This is a genomic window from Salinispora cortesiana, assembly GCF_000484695.1.
Classification (GTDB): Bacteria; Actinomycetota; Actinomycetes; order Mycobacteriales; family Micromonosporaceae; genus Micromonospora; species Micromonospora cortesiana.
The window spans coordinates 19,173-38,597 of record NZ_AXVR01000046.1; the positions used below are offsets into that span (position 1 = coordinate 19,173).

The 19,425-nt window shown below is 64.9% G+C and carries 14 protein-coding genes and 1 pseudogene; 2 read left to right on the forward strand and 13 right to left on the reverse strand.

The window, feature by feature from the left end; genetic code table 11:
- Window positions 1–46: 46 nt before the first annotated feature.
- From K228_RS27445 to K228_RS0118480, 12 genes and pseudogenes are all read right to left on the reverse strand, one after another.
- Window positions 47–795: pseudogene (locus K228_RS27445) on the reverse strand (SAM-dependent methyltransferase).
- 349 nt (window positions 796–1,144) lie between these two features.
- A complete protein-coding gene (locus K228_RS0118430; protein ID WP_025619769.1) occupies window positions 1,145–2,554 on the reverse strand; it encodes an NDP-hexose 2,3-dehydratase family protein in 1,410 nt (469 codons plus the stop codon).
- Between the two features lie 70 nt (window positions 2,555–2,624).
- Entirely contained in the window at window positions 2,625–3,629 is a 1,005-nt protein-coding gene (locus K228_RS0118435; protein ID WP_025619770.1) for an NAD-dependent epimerase/dehydratase family protein, read from the reverse strand.
- On the reverse strand, window positions 3,620–4,276 hold the full coding sequence (locus K228_RS0118440) for a dTDP-4-dehydrorhamnose 3,5-epimerase family protein (protein ID WP_025619771.1): 657 nt from the start codon (window positions 4,274–4,276) through the stop codon (window positions 3,620–3,622). The genes K228_RS0118435 and K228_RS0118440 overlap by 10 nt, the downstream gene beginning before the upstream one ends.
- 64 nt (window positions 4,277–4,340) lie before the next feature.
- Entirely contained in the window at window positions 4,341–5,462 is a 1,122-nt protein-coding gene (locus K228_RS0118445; protein WP_025619772.1) for a DegT/DnrJ/EryC1/StrS family aminotransferase, read from the reverse strand.
- A 1-nt stretch (window position 5,463) separates the two neighbouring features.
- Window positions 5,464–6,531 carry a dTDP-glucose 4,6-dehydratase gene (gene rfbB / locus K228_RS25810; RefSeq protein ID WP_155251592.1) on the reverse strand — a complete coding sequence of 356 codons (1,068 nt, stop codon included), beginning with the start codon at window positions 6,529–6,531 and terminating at the stop codon, window positions 5,464–5,466.
- A 98-nt stretch (window positions 6,532–6,629) separates the two neighbouring features.
- Window positions 6,630–7,523: a glucose-1-phosphate thymidylyltransferase RfbA gene (gene rfbA, locus K228_RS0118455; protein WP_025619773.1), complete on the reverse strand. Its 894-nt coding sequence runs from the start codon at window positions 7,521–7,523 to the stop codon at window positions 6,630–6,632.
- 71 nt (window positions 7,524–7,594) lie between these two features.
- Window positions 7,595–9,205, reverse strand: a complete 1,611-nt coding sequence (locus K228_RS0118460) for an FAD-dependent monooxygenase (RefSeq protein WP_025619774.1) — start codon at window positions 9,203–9,205, stop codon at window positions 7,595–7,597.
- 85 nt (window positions 9,206–9,290) lie between these two features.
- Window positions 9,291–10,130, reverse strand: coding sequence for an SAM-dependent methyltransferase (locus tag K228_RS0118465; RefSeq protein WP_025619775.1), 840 nt, complete (start codon window positions 10,128–10,130; stop codon window positions 9,291–9,293).
- Window positions 10,127–11,383: a cytochrome P450 gene (locus K228_RS0118470; RefSeq protein ID WP_025619776.1), complete on the reverse strand. Its 1,257-nt coding sequence runs from the start codon at window positions 11,381–11,383 to the stop codon at window positions 10,127–10,129. The genes K228_RS0118465 and K228_RS0118470 overlap by 4 nt, the downstream gene beginning before the upstream one ends.
- 64 nt (window positions 11,384–11,447) lie before the next feature.
- Entirely contained in the window at window positions 11,448–14,663 is a 3,216-nt protein-coding gene (locus K228_RS0118475) for a ferritin-like domain-containing protein (RefSeq protein WP_025619777.1), read from the reverse strand.
- The gene (locus tag K228_RS0118480) at window positions 14,660–16,174 is read right to left on the reverse strand and encodes a flavin monoamine oxidase family protein (RefSeq protein WP_025619778.1); all 1,515 of its coding nucleotides are present in this window, start codon (window positions 16,172–16,174) and stop codon (window positions 14,660–14,662) included. The genes K228_RS0118475 and K228_RS0118480 overlap by 4 nt, the downstream gene beginning before the upstream one ends.
- A 249-nt stretch (window positions 16,175–16,423) precedes the next feature.
- On the opposite strand from K228_RS0118480, the gene K228_RS0118485 reads away from it, so the two are divergent.
- Both K228_RS0118485 and K228_RS0118490 read left to right on the forward strand, forming a co-directional pair.
- Window positions 16,424–17,761 (forward strand): glycosyltransferase, encoded by a 1,338-nt coding sequence (locus K228_RS0118485; RefSeq protein WP_342667126.1) that lies wholly within the window; start codon window positions 16,424–16,426, stop codon window positions 17,759–17,761.
- Window positions 17,758–18,984, forward strand: coding sequence for a cytochrome P450 (locus K228_RS0118490; protein WP_025619780.1), 1,227 nt, complete (start codon window positions 17,758–17,760; stop codon window positions 18,982–18,984). The genes K228_RS0118485 and K228_RS0118490 overlap by 4 nt, the downstream gene beginning before the upstream one ends.
- A 233-nt stretch (window positions 18,985–19,217) precedes the next feature.
- On the opposite strand, the gene K228_RS29245 is transcribed toward K228_RS0118490, so the two are convergent.
- Window positions 19,218–19,425: hypothetical protein (locus K228_RS29245; RefSeq protein WP_223160757.1), on the reverse strand; the 208-nt coding region annotated here is incomplete at its 5' end.

Sequence of the window (19,425 nt, forward strand, 5' to 3'; positions counted from 1 at the left end):
GTCTCGGCTCCTCCAGGCGGCTTCTGCGGCGGCGGGTCTGGACCGGCTAGTCAGCGGGCTTGCGTGCCACACAGCCATACACGAACACCTGGTCAGGCTGCGGTTTCGGACTGCGCCAGACGTCGACCGCGCAGATGCCGTCGTCGGTCGGTCGCCAACGTCCGAGTAGCGGTCGGATTCGGTCCAGGTCCCGGAGATACAGCGGCCGGCCAGCCTGCTCAAGAATCTTCGCCAGAATCGTCGGATAGGAGGCCAGGGCCTCACCGTCAAATCCGCCACCAGGAGGCTACCGGGAGGCACCCAGTCGAAGAGATCGGAAAGCGCGTTCCGGAGCTCCCGGTCCTCCAGAGAAGTCGAAAGCCCGACTAACACCACGCCGATCCGTGCGGTGGGGTCGAGGATGCGCTCCGCTGCTTCTTGATCAAGGGTGCCGGGCGCCGCAGCGTCACAGTAGGCGTAGTCCACGCCCGGCAGGGCACTAAGGACCTCGCGCCCAAACGCAATGTTTTCGGGGTCGATATCGGTATACAGAACACGAGCGCTCGGCACGATCTCGTGCACGTTGCCCTGGGTGGGGGTTCCCGCCCCGAGCACCAGGAACTGTTCGACCCCTTCGTCGGCTACGACTCGGACGGCGCGCCCGACGAAATCCCGCAGGTTGCGGTACACCTGGGGGAATCCTGGATAGAGACCAGCGAATTCAGTCGCTGCCGCCGCGTCAACTGGGAAGTGATGTGTGCCGCCGAGCCAGTGATCGATAATGCGTCCACTGTTCGGGATCTGCGGTTCTGACATGTGAGCACCCAAGAGTAGATAACCATCGAACCCTTACTTGGTCTGGGCTCGTCGTCCAGGCTATCTGCAAGTGTAGTGCAGCGTAGTGAAATATTGCTCGGTGTCAGACCGGCATTCACCTTACGACCACTCGGTCATTTGCGTCAAGGCAGTACCTATCGCCCAAGCGCCCCTATTGATCGTCCGACAGGGGCGACCAACCCGGCGTGCAAACGGGATCACCCCCTAATGAGGAGTGCGAATATTTCTCCCTGCCGCACATTCAGCAGCGAGTGAAGCTTCAAGGCCTTTGGGATCATGTAATGCAAGGCTTGTCAGCACCGGGTGCGCGCGCCGATGCCCAAGTCCACTACGTCGCCCCGCACCTGGAGGGATCCAGACGCACCGCACCGGCGTTGAGACAGGCAAGCAGGGTGCGGGCCTGGACGTTGAGGTAGTGGCCGTGCTGGGCGAGATTGTTGAGCTGCCCCGGGGTTGCCCAGCGGAAGCCAGCGGGCGGGTCGAGCGGCGCCTGCGTCTCGTCGGCCTCGACGAACAGATAGCTGTTCTCGGCGTTGAGAAACCTACCGCCCTCCTCGGAATGCAGCGCCGCATAGCGGACCCGATCGGGCCCTGCCGCGCGGACGACATCAAGGAAGTACGGGCGCATCGGCTGCGGCAGGTGCGACCAGTTGTCTGGCGTGCACTGCACCGTCGGTGCCAGCTCGACGGTATCCAGGAACCCAGCCTCCACCTTTGCCTGTACCAACAAGTGCGGCACACCCGCGAAGTGGCGGAACAGGAAGGCGCTCACACCGATGCCCGTCGGCTCGAACAGCGGCTGCGACCAGCGGGCAACCTCACGGTTGCCCGCCTCGACCGCCACGGCAACCAGGCGGAAGTATCGGCCGTCGTCCCGACCGAGAGTATGGTCGCCACGCTTCCACTCTTTGATACCAGCCAGCGGAACCCGCTCGACGGTCAGGGTGTGGCGGGACCGTTCGACGGTGAACCAGGACCGCAGCTCCGTGTCGGTGCATAGAGCAGCCGGCTCGGTTGGCATCACCGGACAAGTGGCCAGAACCGTCCGGGCATCCATGTTTATGACATTGTTGTGACGCAGCAACTCACCGATCTGCCCAAGGGTAAGCCAGCAGAAGTCGTCGTCCACCAGCACCTCGCCCACCGCTTCCATCACGATATTGCGGTTGGACTTCCGAAAGAACCAGGAGCCGTGCTCCGACTGGAGGACGTCGGTCAGAACAGTTCCACGGCTGGGGTCGGTGAAGTATTCCAGGTACTTAACCGGCGCTCCCCGATGTGCGCCCGTGTAGTTACTGTGCGTGGCCTGCACCGTCGGTGACAACTGTAGGAGATTGCGGTTGCCGGGCTCCATCTTCGCCTGAAGGAGGAAGTGCAAGACACCATCGATTTCCTTGGCCAGAATGCCGAGTATTCCCACCTCGGGCTGCCGAATGATCGGCTGCTGCCACCGCCCAATCACTCCATTGCTATGGCTGACATCGATTCCCTCAACCGAAAAGAATCGGCCGGTGTGGTGGTGCAGATTACCGGTGTCCGTCGCGAAGAACCAGCCATCCAGGTCACTCAGCGCTATTCGCTCGACCTGGAAGTGATGAGCCCGCGCCCGCTCCGCGAGCCATCCGGCGACCTCGGCCGTGCGCAGCCCGAAGCCCTCGGCCCGCCAAGCCGCCGAGCGAGCCAGCCGTTGAGCCAGAGTGTCGTCGGCGCGTCGGCGCAGCACCGTCGGCGCGGTCATCGAGTGCCCCGGACGGGAGGTTGCCTGACCGGCCGCCGGGCCGGCAGCGGGCGAACGGCATACCGCCGGGTCATGACAGCTCCGCCTCGACACCACTGACACAGAAGTTGATCGTGTGCCGCAGGGCCTCGGTCAGCGGCACCTGCGGGCGCCAGCCGCTGACGGCCCGGAACGGGGTCGCATCGATCGTGATGTGGTGAAAGTCGCCTGGCTCCGCGTGCGGGGGCGGGGGAACCGAGACGACCCGCACCGGCGGCCTGCCGGTGCGTTCAGCGACCAGATTCGCCACCGCGGTGAATACCTCACCCAGGGGCAGCCCACTCCCGGACCCGAGTAGCCACGAGCGCCCAGCCAGGGCATCGCTGTGATCAACCGCTGCGACGAGCGCCCGCGCCACGTCCTCAACGTAGAGCAGGTCCCGGCGCACGGTGCCGTCGTGCCACATGGTGATCGGTTCGCCGGCCAGAGCCCGTCGCACCATGGTGGACACGACGCCCTTGTCCCGGGCAGTAGAACGCGGGCCATACCCGAACACCGTGGGTAGCCGTATCGACACAGCTCGCAGGGTCTTCTCGGCGTGCGCGTCCAGCAGCACCTGCTCCGCGGCGAGCTTCTGTCGATCGTACTCGCCCTGGGGGCGGTCGGGCTCGCTGCCGTCGAGTACCTCCTTGTCAATGGGCCCGACCTGCGAGACTGCGCCCGCGAAGACCACGGGCAGGGGCGCACGGTTCCGGTCACCGTCACGCAGCACCGCGACGAGGTCACGGATCAGCCCGACATTGACGCGCTCGGCAGCCAGGTTGCCTTCGTCGATGCGCCAGGTTGTCGAGCCGGCGATGTAGGCGATGGTATGGATGACGGCGTCCGCGCCGGCCACGGCCTGGGCCAGCCGGCCCGGCTCAGTGAGGTCGGCGGTGTGCACTTCGATCTCGGCGCGGGCACCTGCGGGGATCGAAGCCGCGCCGCGCGCGACCGCCCGCACCCGAACATCGCGGATGGCGAGCTCGCGTAGCACAGCGGAGCCGACGAAGCCGGTCGCACCGAGCAGCACGATGAGGGGACGTTCTACTGCCACAGCTTTGCCTCCACATCCCGGCACGTTCCGTAGTCACTGAGCAATCCGCGATCCAGCGCTTCGGCGAGCGTGGGGGCGGCCCGGTCCCGGTCGGACTGCAACGGAGTGATCCCGGCGGGCAGCGGCAGTCCCAGTGCCGGGTCCAGCGGCGAGATGGCCAGCTCGTCCTCCGCGACGTAGCCCCTGGACATGGCGTACACGATCATGGAGTCATCGGCCAACGACAGGAAGGCGTGGCCGACTCCCACCGGGATGTAGATCGCTCGGCCGGTATCACCGCCGAGTTCGGTGCTGTCCCAACGGCCGAAGGTGGGCGAACCGACCCTCAGGTCGATGAGAAAGTCCCGCACCTTCCCGTACGGGCAGTAGACGTACTTCGCTCGCCCTGGTGGCGTCGAGGTGAAGTGGATGCCTCGCAGCACGCCACGAGCCGACACGTTGTGGCTGAGATCGCGTACTGGGAACAGCGGCCGGCCGAACGTCGCGGTGAAGGCCGACTCCTGGTAGGGCGATGCGAACAACCCTCGCTCGTCTCGGTAGACGGAGGGCGTGAATTCGGCGGCACCGTCGATGGCGAGCCGGCGTACCGTCACTCCGTGAATGTCTTCATGTCGATGCCCACTGTTCGTGGACTTCTCCTCTGGCATCAGGATTCTCCTTCCGGGAACGGTTGTCGCTGCCGGTTCTTGGTTCCGGGGTTCTGGTGCGGGCTCACAGTCCGGCCAACACCTCACGCAGGGCCACTGCCACCCGCTCCTGCTCCGACTCCGGCAGGGACGGGTACATGGGCAGTGAGAAGATCTCCTTGGCCAGCCGCTCGGTCACCGGCAGCGAGCCCTCGGTATAGCCGAGGTGCGCGAAGCCGTCCATGGTGTGTACCGGCCACGGGTAGCTGACGTTGAGCGAGATGTCATACGCCTGCAGCGCCTGGATGATCGCATCTCGCTGTGGATGCCGGACCACATAGACGTAGTGGACGTGGGTGTTGCCCGGGTTGGTGGTCGGCAGTCGCAGTCCACCGGGGCCAGAGAGGTCGCCGAGCAGTTGTTCCCACCGCCGGGCGACCGCGTTGCGCCCGGCGACGTACTCGTCCAATCGGCCAAGCTTGCGCCGCAGAATCTCGGCCTGCACCTCGTCAAGACGCGAGTTGTGCCCCGGCGTACGGACCACGTAGTAGACCTTGTCCATGCCGTAGTACCGCAGCTGCCGGAGGTTGCGGTCGACCGACTCGTCGGCGGTGATCACAGCTCCACCATCGCCGTAGGCGCCAAGGACCTTGGTGGGGTAGAACGAGAAAGCAGCCGCGTCGCCCATGGTGCCCGCGAGACGTTCATGGTGACGCGCACCGTGCGACTGCGCGCAGTCCTCCAGGACTCTCAGGCCGCGCTCCTCGGCGAGCCGGGTGAGTGGCGCCATGTCAACGCACTGGCCATAGAGGTGCACCGGCAGAATCGCGCGAGTCCGGGGCGTGATGGCGGCGGCGATCTGGTCGGTGTCCATGAGGAAGTCGTCCTCGCGGACGTCAACGAAGACCGGTGTCGCTCCGGCCCCCACGATGGCGACCACGGTGGGAGCCGCTGTGTTGGAGACCGTGATGACCTCGTCCCCGGGGCCGACGCCAAGCGCCTCCAAGCCCAGCTTCAACGCGTTGGTGCCGTTGTCGACGCCGGTGGCGTACGGCAGCGAGTGGTAGGCGGCGAACTCCTGCTCGAAGCCGCGGACGCTCGCACCGAGCACCAACTGCCCCGAGCCGAACACGGTTTGGACCGCGTCGAGGATGTCGTCCCTTTCCTTGGCGTACTCCGGTAGGTAGTCCCACACACGGGTCGTCATTTCAGTGACTCCTGGTCGTCGATACGGATGCGTGGTCCACGGACCACCCCTGTTGCCGCCGACTGGCTGCCGCGAGGGTCCTGGGTTCGCCGAGGTTGGCGGCCTTCCACCACTGCGGGTTGTCGCGGTACCAGGCGACGGTCTCGGCCAGCCCGTCGGCGAAGGCCACCTGCGGCCGATAGCCGAGACTTTCGCGGATTCTGGTGTCATCGAGGGAATACCGTTGGTCATGGCCTTTACGGTCAGTGACGTAACGAATCATGGACTTGTCCGCGCCGCACAGTGGTAACAGGCGTTCGGTCAGGTCCAGGTTCGTCAACTCGGTTCCGCTGCCCACGTTGTACACCTCGCCGGGGCGGCCATGAATGAGTACCCGGTGGAGTGCGCGGCAGTGGTCGGCGACGTGCAGCCACTCCCGCACGTTCGCCCCGGTGCCGTACAGCGGCACCGGCAGCCCCTCGAGCAGGTTGGTAATGAATCGCGGAATGAACTTTTCGGGGTGCTGGTAGGGCCCGTAGTTGTTAGAGCATCGGGTGATCGAGACGTTCAGACCATGGGTACGCCAGTAGGAACGGGCAATGAGGTCCGCACTCGCCTTGGAGGCCGCATAGGGTGAGTTCGGCAGGAGTGGCCACGACTCGGTCCATGCTCCATGTTCGATGGATCCGTAGACCTCGTCGGTGGAGACGTGCACGACCCGCGGTACGCCGACTGCGACCGCCGCCTCCAGCACCGACTGGGTGCCCAACGCATTGGTGCGTACGAAGGTTGCCCCACCCTCAACCGAGCGATCCACGTGCGATTCGGCAGCACAGTGCAGAATGGCGTCATGACCTTCGAGTAGGTCCCGCAGCAACTTCTGATCACAAATGTCGCCCTGCACGAAGTCCAGGCGTGGGTGTGCGGCTGGCAGGTTGGCCCGGTTGCCGGCGTAGGTGAGTTTGTCCAGGACGGTGACGGAGGCATCGAACGTTCCGGCGGGGTCGTCCATGGCCAGCTCGCCGGCCAGCAGGGAGCGGACGTAGTGTGAGCCGATGAATCCGGCACCGCCGGTGACCAGAATTCTCACTATCGTCTCCTGCCCACCGAAATCAATCGATCACGGTCAATATATAGAATCAGTGGCATGGGTAGCACCAACTCTCAGAGGCACGCGAATCGGGGTAACTACGAGGCGACGGCGGTCCGACGCCAGGCGGCTGCGGTCACCTCCATCACGTACTGCCCATAGGGTGACTTCGCGAGTTGGCGACCAAGACGGTGGCAGGCATCCTGATCGATATAACCCATGCGCCAGGCGATCTCCTCCAGACAGGCGACCCGAACGCCTTGGCGGTGCTCCAAGATTTGCACGTACTGGCTCGCCTCGGTCAGCGCGTCGTGAGTTCCGGTGTCCAGCCATACGAAGCCGCGCCCCAGTGAGATCAACTCGGCCTTTCCTCGCTGGAGGTAGGCACGGTTGACATCTGTGATCTCCAGCTCACCGCGGTCGGAGGGCTGGAGATCACGAGCGATCTCGACCACCTCGTTGTCATAGAGATAGAGCCCCGTGATGGCCAGGTTGGAACGGGGTCGGGACGGCTTCTCCACCAGGTTGACGAGCCGTCCGTGCCCGTCCACCTCACCCACTCCGTAACGCTCCGGATCGCGTACGGGGTAGCCGAACAACACGCAGCCGTCGATGTCTACCACGATGCGCTGCAACAGGTCACTGAAGCCTGGGCCGTGGAAGATGTTGTCACCCAAAACGAGGGCAACCGAGTCGTCGCCGATGTGGTCGGCGCCGATGCGAAAGGCGTCGGCCAAACCCCGAGGCTTGTCCTGTTCGGCGTAGCTAAGCGACAGCCCAAGCTGAGAGCCGTCCCGCAACAGTCGCTGGAACAGTGGAAGATCATCCGGCGAAGAGATGATCTTTATATCCGTAACACCTGCGAGCATGAGAACGGATAGCGGATAGTAGATCATTGGCTTGTCATAGACTGGCAGAAGATGCTTCGACACGCCCAAAGTGATTGGATGCAGCCGGGTACCATATCCACCGGCCAGGATTATTCCTTTCACACCACTGCCTCCATCTGTGTTCGGCCTCCCCGAACAGACCACTTCCCCAGAACTCCGACAACGTAGGCAGCTCAGGACTCGCCGCGAACCGTGTCAACAAAGGTCGCCAGATCGGCAGGCAGGTCGTCGCCCCGCCATGCGACATGGCCGTCTGGGCGGACCAGCACGAAGGGGCGCTCGTATAGCTTGGCGACCTCCGGGTCGGTTCCGCGTCGCACGGTCAGCGGTACCTGCCGTTCGGCGAAGGCACGTTCCAAGCCGGACAGGCTTGCGCTCTCGGCAAAGGACATCAGAACGAAGCCACGACCAAAAAGGTCGAGCGTGGATGTGTTGGCGTCCCACCAGGCATGTGCGGCGCGGTAGCCGGGGTCGCTGCCCGGGCGCCAGTGCGTGTCCGGCTTGCCGGAACGTGGTGCAGCCAACGGGTCAGCAATAATGGTCGAGGATCGGTACGACAGCCCGAAATGAATCTCCGGTGCGTCGAACTCACGATGTGCTCCGCCACGCACCAGCTCGCGGGCCATTTCTGCACGAGCCGACTCACCAGTGGGACCATCGGCGTGGATCTCGGACGGAACCTGCCGACGCATCGTGCGTTGCAGGTTGAGATTCGCCTCCTGCAGGCTCTCCAGCGCGATCGGCCTGCGCTCGGTCTCGTAGGTGTCGAGTAGGTGGCGCCCGGCCCAGCCACTAAGCGCGGCGGCAAGCTTCCAGCCCAGGTCGGCGACATCGCCGAACCCGGTGTTGAGGCCGAAGCCGCCAGAGGGTGAGAGCGTGTGGGCCGCATCGCCCGCGAGGAACACCCTCTCCGCTCGATAGCTGTCGGCCACACGATGGGTGAGGTGCCACTCACTGTCACTGAGTAGCTGCACCGGAGTCTCGAAGGCGATGGCATCAGTGATCAAAGACTCGCCATCAACCTGGGCCGCGGCGTCCACACCGACCACCAGGTTGTAGAGGTCACTGCCGTTCAGCGAGCGCATGGGGAAGCGCAACGTGGATGACAGCATGAGGAAGTAGACGACGGCAACCCGATCGCCGAGTTGCCGTTTGAGCTCTGGGGCCCGGAAGAGGATGTTCCGAAAAACCTGTGTCCGGTGCCGGGGGCGAGCGCCGATGCCGCATGCCTGTCGAATGGGAGAGGCAGCACCGTCACAGGCAACCAGGAACTGTGCCCGGACAGTGCTGGTCCGGCCGGAACCGCCCTCGACAAGGGTCGCCTCGACGTGGTCGGCCGTCTGGCGTACGCGCTCCACCGTCGTCCTGAGCCGCAGCGGGCCGGTGGGGTGCACGCCGACGGCGCGTTGCAACAGTGGGTTCAGCCAGTGCGCCGGACATATCTGGTCCGGCTCCGGGGTGTGCACGAAAGGTCCACGGCTCACCGTCGTGCCCCGGCTGTACCGGTGCACCTCGTGGCCACCGACTCGGGTGACCCAGGCGATATCCAGCGGATGATCGGCGGGCCAGCCCGCACCACGGATGGCATCTGCCAGGCCCCAACGGCGAAACAGCTCCATCGAGCGCGGACCGATCGTACTCACCTTGGGATGCCGGACTTCGCCGTCACCCGACTCGACCACCATGCAGTCGATTCCGCGGCACCTCAGATCCAGCGCCAACGCCATTCCGACCGGGCCTCCGCCCACGATCAACACGTCGGTCCACTCACCGGAGTCAGACATGTCGTCTCGCCTTCCCTCGTGCCAAAAATCGGGTGCCCCTCAGGTGCCGGGAGGCATCGAACCCGCCCCCCGGCACCGAATTGCGCTACGGCCGTTCCGCCGTTGCCAGGAGGCAGCCGAAGTCGTCAACGCCTTCCAGGTCGGACGGCTTGAAAGCGTCATCGGAGAATTCGAAGTTGCCCTCGTTCAGAGCAGCGGGGCGTTCCTGCAGTACGGGCAACTTGGCCAGCTCGTCCGCCAGGCGCAGCGTGGTCTGTTCGGTAACGTCGAGGAGCTCGCGCATCCGCAGACCGGCACGGTGCAGCATGGCGACGTAGTCGTCGATGTCGGCCGTGGTCGACATGAGATCGTTGCAGAACTTGTCAATTCCCTGATGCCGGACCTCCTTACGCGGGAAGCGCTCGAACACATCAGTCAGGACGAGCCGGCCACCCGGGACAAGCACCCTGCGCACCTCGGTGAGCACCTGCTGCCGGTCCGGCATGTGGCACATCGACTCGAGCGCCATCACGGCATCGAAGGACTGGTTCGGGAACGGGAGTCGCATCGCGTCTCCGTGCTGGAACACGGCACGATCGGCGACCCCTGCCTCGGCCGCCAGCCGGTTGGCGCTCTTTACCTGCTCCTTACTGATGCTGATGCCGGTGACACGTGCGCCGGTCTGCGCCACCAGTCGCAGTGCCGGCCCACCGACCCCGCAACCCAGATCGAGAACATGGTCCGAGGCGCTGACCCGCAGGCGCTCGATAAACACATCGGTCAACCGGTCCATCGCCTCGTCGACCGAGGCACCCGACTCCGGTGAATCCCAGAATCCGATATGTACGTTGGGGTTGAACGTGCCATCATTCATGGCGCTCAGGGTGAGACGGTCGTAGAGTTCACCGACCGCCCGCGGCACGGGCTGGGAAGACACTGTGGTCATGAGCGAAACCTCTCTCCTGGGTTGATGAGTATCAGCCGACTCGGTCCGTGGAAGACCATGTCGTCGGCGTAGTCGACGTACTGGGCTGAGTCGCCCAGGGTGGGAAGACCGTCCAGTAGCGTCTGGAGCCCGATCTCGAGCTCGGTGCGGGCCAACGTCGCACCGAGGCAGTAGTGGATGCCCAGGCCGAACCCAAGCTGCCGGTCGGTAGGGCGATGCAGGTCCAGGGCATCAGGCAGCGGAAAGCGTGCCGGATCCCGATTCGCCGAGCCCAGCAGCGCAACCACCCGGCTACCACGGGGTACGTCCCAATCACCAATAGTGGTGTCCTGGTGGGTCCATCGGGTCACGGCCTGAACGGGCGGGTCATAGCGCAGGAACTCCTCGATCGAATCGGCCGTGAGGCCGTCAGTGCGACGCAGTTCCTCGAGTACCGCTGGATGTGCCCGAAGCGCGAGCACCGCCTTCGCCAACGAATTGGTGGTGGTCTCGTGTCCGGCGGTCAGTAGGTGAACACAGGTCCCCACGACTGCGTCCAGACCTACTGGTGCACCGCGTAGCTGCGCGTTGGCGAGAATCGTCATCAGATCATCACCGGTGCTGCCGCGCCGTAGGCACACCTGCTCCCGAAAGTAGTCGGTGAACTCCTGTGCGGCCTCTTCAGCCCGTGCGTAACCATCCACATCCCGACGTGCACGGGAGGAACTGGCTTCCTGTAGCGCCACCGCGTTCGCACGCAGCCACCGGTGTCGCTCCGCTGGAATCCCGAGTAGCTCGGCGATGACAAGGATCGGCAACGGCGCGGCGAAACCCTCGACGAGGTCGGCTTCCGCCTGCTGGCCCAGTCGTGACAGGAGCTCCTGTGCGATCCGCGCGATCCGGGGCCGCAGTCCGGTGACGATCCGGGGAGAGAAACTTCGGTTAAGTAGCGAGCGTAGTTCGGTGTGACGTGGCGGGTCCATGAACACCAGCCAGTTCTCGACGATAGCGCGGAGGGCCTTCTGCTCGGTCGGTACCGGGACAGATGCCGCTGCGGCGTCGAGGGACCTCCCCCGACCGAAGCAACTACTCGACAGCACCCGGGAAACCTCGTCGTAGGAGAACACGTAGAAGGTCTCCGGGGCACCGCCGCCGGCCTCGCCCCTATGTACCGCGGCGACCTCCCGGTAGCGCTGGTACACCGGATATGGATTGATGATGTCTTCCCTGGTCCAGCCGGTCAGGGTGAATCGCGGCAACGTCGCGGATGGCATGCGCTCTCCCTCCAGAAGGTCGGCCCGGGTAGCTGATCAGGCACCGCGGGAAGCCCGGTCACCATCACGGCCGAAAGTGGTCGGCCCAGAAGGCGCTCATCTCGCCCACCCGCGTCGGCACCAAGGAAGATGTGCGGCACTCCGCCGCGAGGGCGTCGAGACGCCGGACGATGCCACGTCGGGCCGCGTCTGGGCGGGACACCGGTGCGGGGTGTTCTACCAGTTCGAACGACGGTCCGGCAGTCCGACCGCGCCGTCCCGAGGGGAGCGTCACCAGTAGCTCTGCCAGGGGGCGCATCAGGCCAGTCATCATGTCGATCGCCGCGTTCATCAGGTCGGACCGCCGCAGACTCCCGTCCGGACGCTCGCCGAAGTGTTGCGCCATGAGCTGCAGTGCCATGAAGTACGCGTGATTGAACAGTGCCATGACTGTTCGGGCGTCCGGATCAGTGACCGTCTCCATGGACCGTTCTCCATGCCGAAGCGTCGGATTCCGCAGCACGGGGTAGGCCGGGTGCCACGAATCGCCCCCCGGGACCACGGCGCCCCGGAGGAGTTCGCCGATCCGCAGGAACGAGGTGTAGTGCGACTCCTCGCCAGGCCCGGCGGTAAGTACTCCACCCTCGCCCTGCTCGGTGATGATATCGATTGCGAACAGCGCACTCGATAGGTTGTCGACCTCAAGCTGGTAGTCGGGATAGCGGCAGCTGACCGATTCCCGTAGGAACAGGTGATGTTCCCCGCCGCCCCGGCCCTGGTCGACCAGAAAGAGGCCGGGGATGTCTTGTAGACCCACCCGGATCGCGGAGTAGAGGTCGCTCAGCGAGGCATAGGTGTAGCCGCTTTCCTGAGCCGCCACACCGTCAGCTCGAAGCACGTCGGGCACATGACGTTCGGGTCGTTCGATCAAGGTGAAGCGCTCGACGCTACCGATTCCTACGCCTTCGAGGCAAAAGTCCAGCGGTACGGGAAGCTCGCGGTTGATCGTGGCGAAGTCAATCCGCGGTACATGGAAGGGCTCGCCCATCGCCACAAGGATATTGTTGACCAGCAGGAAGTGGATCATTTCTTCACGGGCAATGTTCAACAGCATGCTACGGACACCCTCGTCAAGGGTCTCGCCGCCGTCACCACAGGCGAGAAGCAACTGCTCGGACGTCCACACACCTCGCCGTACGTACTCCCGCCCAACGCCGTAGGTGGGCACGGAATAGGCTGCGTAGAGGTACTGAAGCATGACGGCCAATTCGACCGCCGCCGCCTCGCGCAGCACCCGCACAAGTTGATCACGTGTGGCTATCCGGTGGCTACGGCGGCTCGTCGCCGACGCCGGCGCCGTGAGCAGGACCACATCCGGAACCTGCTGTGCACGTAGATATTTCAGCAGGAGCCGAGCCTTCGGCTCAGACAGATCTCGCGTTGGCGGCATGTAGTAGGTCTTCGCCTTGTTCCTGGGGTCGCACATCTGCCAGATCAACTTGGCGTACGTTTCCACCTTGCACTGGTCCGCCAGGCTGAAGACCTCTGCTTTCATGAAAGAGAACAGGTGCTCGTAGAAGGCGAAGACCTCCCGGTAGACCAGCTCGAACGTCACGTCCTTCTGCTCGAGCCCGGCCAGCCGCCAGTCGTCGGGTAGGACGCGAATCGACAGGTAGCCCGCGCCCGGCCAATAGCCGAGGTCGTCGTCATGGTCGTAGGCCAGCGCCGCGGAGCCGGGAGCGTCCACGTCACAGGGCAGGTCGTCGGCGTCGGTCGACAACAGCACCAAGGCCGTACCAGCCGCCGCACCCCGCAGCGTGAACCATCCATATCCCTCCTGGTCGGTGCCGAGAACGCAGGCACTCGACCAGCTTCCGGGTTGGTTCAGCCGTCCCGGACGCAGCCGGAGCACGTCGACGTCGGCACAGCGGGCCTTGGGGGAACAGGCTGCCGCCCTACCGGGCAGAGCCCGGGGGTTGAAGAACTGCCGTACGCCGATCTCGTGGACAGCGCGCGGACGACCCCGTACGAAGGACCGCACGGGCACTTCACTGTCGTGGTTGGCGTCCTCGGCGTCTCGTGGGTGCTCAAGGATGCGAGCCGACTCGTCGACCTGCACGTTGATCTCCCGTTCCCGCAGCTGTCGCACCACGCCGCCGGGTCCGCTGGCGACCAGGATCAATGGCTCCTCGGACGCGGCCTCGGCGGACATCTCGATGGGAACGGTCACCAGGCCACAGGCCAGGATGAACGCCTGGCCGAGATATGCCTCCCGGGGCAGGCGGGCCACCAGTCGATCACTGCCGGCGGTACGCAACTCGAGGTCCCCGAGGTCAACCGGCCCGTTCCCGTCGGCGGGCACCGCCGTGATCATATTTAGGACGGCGTGGCTATCGGTCAGCTCGACGGACAGGTTGTGCAGCGCACCCTTGGTGCCGCTCGGACCTCGGCTGTCCGGGACGAGCAGGCGACCTGCCGGGTAGGTGCGCAGTTCGTCCTGGTGCCAGGGGGCTATCGTCCCGTTCAGCTGCCACCGGCTCGGCTGGTCGGGCGCGGTCGGGACGGACATGTGGCTGAGCGAGAACTGCACCACCAGGCCGCTTGCATCGGTGCCTCTGAGTAACCGCACGGCCGGGAAGGCTGCTGCCTCGTCGAGCCAGGTCAGCTCATCCTTCGTCACGACGAACTGGTGCACGACGGACCGACGCAGATCCTTGGCCTGCCAGTGGTCGTCGATGTCGATGGCGTGGTCCGCGTTGTGCCACCTCGGCGGCACGAAACCATGCACGGATCCGGTGGCGAGGTAGCCGACGTCATGGGAACGCCCGTCGCGCCCGAAGCCAAACTGCCCCACCATCAGCGTCGTGGTCCGGTCGGAAGCCGGGTCAACATCGAAGACTCGGGCCCGGTTGACCGTTGTGCCAAGGTATTCGTTGTAGTGCCCCCACATGTCAACGGTCCGCCCGATCACCGGGTCCGCAGTATCGATCTCGCTCGCGCGAACCTCGACGCCGACGATCCGCGCGTCCACCGAGAAGTGCCCGTTTCCGGCGAAGTCCCTGCCCTTGGCCGCGCTGAAGGGTCCGTCGGCGCAGGAGCGGCCGGTGCGGTCAAAGCGCGGCCCCAACCGGTCGAGATAGTCGTGGTAGGCGTGCGCCGGACGCGCTACGGGAAATGCCCTGCCGTCCTCGGTGAGCGCCGTGTTCGTGGCAAGGTCCACCAGGCCGCTACGTGGACCGGTGGGCAGGTGTGTCGTCGCCGTTCCCCGGAAGTGCAGCCGCGGCAGATCGAAAACACTCATGCCGGCTTCCCCAAACGGCTCCACCTGGTGGTGACGAACTGACGGTCGGCGCGCAGCTCATGCCATTCGATTTCGTGTGCGGCATCAATGGCCGACTCGATTGCACCCTCGATCCAGGCCGGCTTTGACGAACAGTGTTCACCCGCGAAGAACAGTCGTTTTTGCGGCCGTGCCGCCTCTCGTCGCTCCGCTTCTCGGAGTGCTGCCTCCTGCCCCCACCGAACGGTGGCTGCCCCGAGTGACCACCGGTACCGGCCCCAAGCTTGACTTGCCACGTTGCGGATCATTCCGGGTTCACGCAGCTCCGGGTGCATTTCACTGAGTTCCCTGATGATCAACGCGTTACGGTCAGCCTCGTTCAGGCGACTGAGTGCGTCGGCATCAGGCCCGATGCTGTAGCTGGCAAGCAGCACCGCCCCGAGCGCCGGATCACCATCAGCAGGAGGATAGTAGGTCTGCCGAACGTGCCGACCGGTGAAGGAGGCACCGCCGCTGATTCCGCCCTTCTTCCAGAACGCTTCGCGGCAGTGCAGGGCGACTTTCGTGGCCGGCCAATACTTCGTCTGGTGAACGATGTCGAGTTTGTCGTCGTCGAATCCGACCAGGCGCACTCCCCTGAGCACCGTGAACGGAATGGTGCAGACCACATAGTCACAGCTCGTCGTGACAATCTTTGCACCCTGCCGAACGTGGAGCACCACAGTGTCGTTGTGGACCTCGATTCCCACCACCTCGCGGCCCATCGAGATCGGTCCACGTATCTGGGCCGCGAGCCGCTGGGGAAATATGTCCATTCCAGACCGCAGCCGAATGATGTTAGATCCGGTCTCGTCGAGTACGTCGTCGAGGAAGCGTTCCAGGTGCGGCGGACAGAGTGACCGGATCAACGGGTGGTCAGCGTAGAAGGCATGCAGGTCAATTCTGTTTCCCGAGGTACCACATCGATACGGCGTCAGATCGATGCCATCGATGAGGTCGAGTAGTTCCACACCGATCTCGTTGTGCATGCCGTCGTAGAACTGGCGGGGTGCGACAGCCCTGATCGTGGCATCCAGCCACGCACCGAAGAGCAGTGTGTTCTCCCGGTAGCGCCGGTTCGGCAGCCCAGCAACAAACTCTTTGACCAGCGTTTCGTGCGCGTCGCCGACCCGGACGTAGCCGGTAGAGCTGGGCAGATAGGCAGCGTCATCGGAGAAGAGCGTCTGAAACCGATGAACCTGGTCCTGGAGACCAAGCTGGGCGATGTAGTGCCTGGTCAGTCTATGCCCTGCGGGAATCCGCATCGCCCCCAGTTCGGCAAAGGGCCCAGGTCGGCCATCGACGGCGAACCGGTGTGTGTAGATTCGGCCACCGACCTTACGGCTCGCCTCGACAATCTCGACCTGGTGTCCGAGGCGCTCCAGTTCGTAGGCCGTCACCAGCCCGGCGATGCCCGCGCCTATCACAGTGACCCGCTTCTGCCCATTAATGGCGAGATCCGGCCCGCCACTGTTTCGCAAGGCTGCCACCACAGGTTTCCTCTCACACGATGCGCACAGCACAGGAGATGTGCTCGAAGGGCGATGCCGAGATCGACCTCTCGATAATCATTCCGCCAAGGCCATCGTCCGCACATCACGCGATGAGCGTGGCCACAGGTGGTTTGCCCAACGAACCAGGGGTTCTCACCCAGCCGCACCGTGCCGTCATCCTACGTGGACACGTGGTATTCGCCCCGAGGTGATGCTCACGACCCCGACACTCGGTGACACTGGCGGACGGTGAAGCAAGGCCCGATGGAGGCGATGTTGATGCGAGTACTGATCGCTACCACGCCGGCACCCGGACATATCGTCAGCATGGTGGATGTCGCGGGCGAACTAGCTCGACGTGGACATGAGGTGCGGTGGTATACCGGCCGCGCCTTCCAGGACCAGGTCGAGCAGGCCGGGGCGCGATTCGAGCCCATGAGTGAGGCACTCGACTTCGGCGGCAGGAGTCGGGAGGAGGCGTTTCCAAGCCACGCTGGCCTGACCGGACTCGCCAGCTTCAAGATCGGCGTGCGCGACATCTTCTACCGCACCGCACCCGGCCAGCTCACCGATCTGCTCCGCGTACTCGAGCGCTTTCCCGCCGACTGCATCCTCGCCGACGACATGTGCTACGGCGCGTGCTTCGCAAGCGAACGGACCGGTCTGCCGCTGGCCTGGCTGAGCAACTCGATCTACATCCTGGGCAGTCGGGACACCGCACCGCTCGGGTTGGGACTGCAGCCCAGTTCGTCTCAACTCGGACGAGCCCGGAACGCTCTGCTGCGATTCGTCGGCGACCACATGTCCATGCGGGACCTACGCCGGGAGGCCGATCACGTCCGAGCAACGGTGAGTCTGCCACGGCTGAGAACACGAGCGATGGAGAACATCGCACGCCCCCCACACCTGTATCTGGTGACCACCGTGCCGTCCTTTGAGTTCTCCCGCAGCGACCTCCTACCGGGGACGCACTTCATTGGCGGGCTCTTCGGAATGCCCCCGGAGAGGTTCGACCCGCCCACCTGGTGGCACGAACTGGATGCCGGCAAGCCGGTGGTGCTCATCACCCAGGGCACCACCGCAAACGACGTCGACCGGTTGCTGGTTCCCGCAGTCCGGGCGCTGGCACGCGAGGACTTCCTGGTTGTGGTGACCACGGGAAGCGATCTGGATGTCGAGCTGCTCCAGCCACTACCCGGCAACGTCCGGCTGGAGCGGTTCGTTTCCTACCACCACCTACTGCCACACGTGGACGTGATGCTGACAAACGGAGGCTACAACGGCGTCAACGCCGCCCTCGCCCACGGTGTGCCCCTGGTCGCCGCGCCGGCGACCGAGGAGAATCCCGACGTCGCGGCCCGGATCACATGGTCCGGAGCGGGTGTCGTCCTCCCCCGCCGTGCGGTCTCAGCGGACGCCCTGCGCAATGCCGTGGTCACCGTACTGCGCGACGGGCGCTACCGGCAGCGAGCCCGCGCGCTGTCCCGCGAGCACCAACGCTACGACGCCCCGCAACGAGCGGCCGAGCTGATCGAGGACATGGCTGAATCCCAGGGTCGAGTCCCTACCGGAGGTCCCACACAATGAGTGCTACCACGAACGCTGAATTGGGCGAAGCCCCCGAGACAACCATGCCAGTCGATCCCGGGCTGTTTGACTGCATGCCGGATCTGATCGCGGCCGCCCGGATCGCACCGGTCGTACGCATTCCATACCTCGGTCGGCATGCCTGGGTCGTGTGCGACCGCGAGCTGGTAAAGCAGGCTCTCACGCACCCCAAGATGGGGAAGGACATCACCCTGGTCCCAGAGTGGATGCGTCAGCCAGGGTTGATGGTGACCGCCCAGCCACCTCCGGAGTACGCGCGGGCGATGATCATGAGCGACGGCGAGAACCACGCCCGGATCCGACGAATCCACGCCCCGGTGCTCAGCCCTCGTAACACCGAACGATGGGGAGAGCAGGTCGCCGGCAAGGTCGAGGGATTCCTTGACGAGCTCAGCCAGGCGGCTTCTGGACGCAACGCCGAGGTCGACGTGGTTACCAACTACACCCACAAGATCCCGCTGGCGTTCATCTCCGAGATGCTCGGCCTCCCCCCAGAGGCAGAGCACCGACTGCGCAGCATCACTGACATCATGCTGTACTCCTCTGACTACGCCGCCCGCCGAGAGGCGATCGGAGGCCTGTTCGGGGCGGTCGAGGAGTGGGTACGCAATCCGGCTGGGCTACGCGACGGTGTGATAACCGGCCTGCTGGCCGCCTCCGACGGACCGGGTGCCGCGGTCACCGAGGGCGAGGTCATCGTCTGGACCCTGGGCATGATCATTACTGGTTACGAAACCACGGGGAGCCTGATCTCGACCTCGCTGTACGAGGCCCTACGTCGGCCACCGCACGAGCGACCGAAGTCGGACGAGGACATCACCGCGTGGATCGAGGAAACCCTGCGGGTGCACCCACCGTTCCCGCACCCGACCTGGCGCTTTCCCCTGGAGGACATTGAGCTTGGCGGCTACCTCATCCCCAAGGGCGCCCCCGTGCAGCTCAGCATCGCGGCCGCGAACCGAGAACCAGGCGAGGGCGCCGACAGCTTCGACGCGGAGCGACGAGGGCACGGGCACCTCTCCTTCGGCCTCGGCATGCACTACTGCATCGGCGCCCCGCTGGTCCGACTCGAGGCCAAGATCGCGGTGCGTGGGTTCCTGCGACGGTTCCCCCGGGCCCGCCTAAGCGCCGACACCGCCGTCCAGTGGGAGTCAGAGTGGATGATCCGGCGGATGAGCGCCCTGCCCGCTGTGCTCTCCTGAGTTGGTGCGCATGGAAACGCCCTTGGTCCGCACGGACAGGCCACGTTTGACAAAGAACCGCACGCCCGACGCAACGGTCGGCGGCTCTCGTCCACCCACGTCGGGCACCGGGGCGTTGATCGGGCCAGCGTAGGGGCACGACCTCCGGCTCGTCCACAGGCCAGGAGCTTCTGCACCAGGTGGAGGTGGGGACCGGTGCCGTGGGACGGTCGCGGATGCGACCGTCCCACGGCCTACTCACCCACACCTGGACCCGGGACATTCACCAGGTGGTGATCTTGTAACGGTTTCGTGAGGTCCGGAAAGGCGAAAGTGCCTGCCAGGCAAGGGAAAATGGTGATTGCGACATCTACCAGGATCTCTTGCGAGGAGGCACTTCCGACGTGCGTGAGCTTACCGGATGGTCGAAGGGCCTGCGCGTCACGGCTGACGGTGACGGGG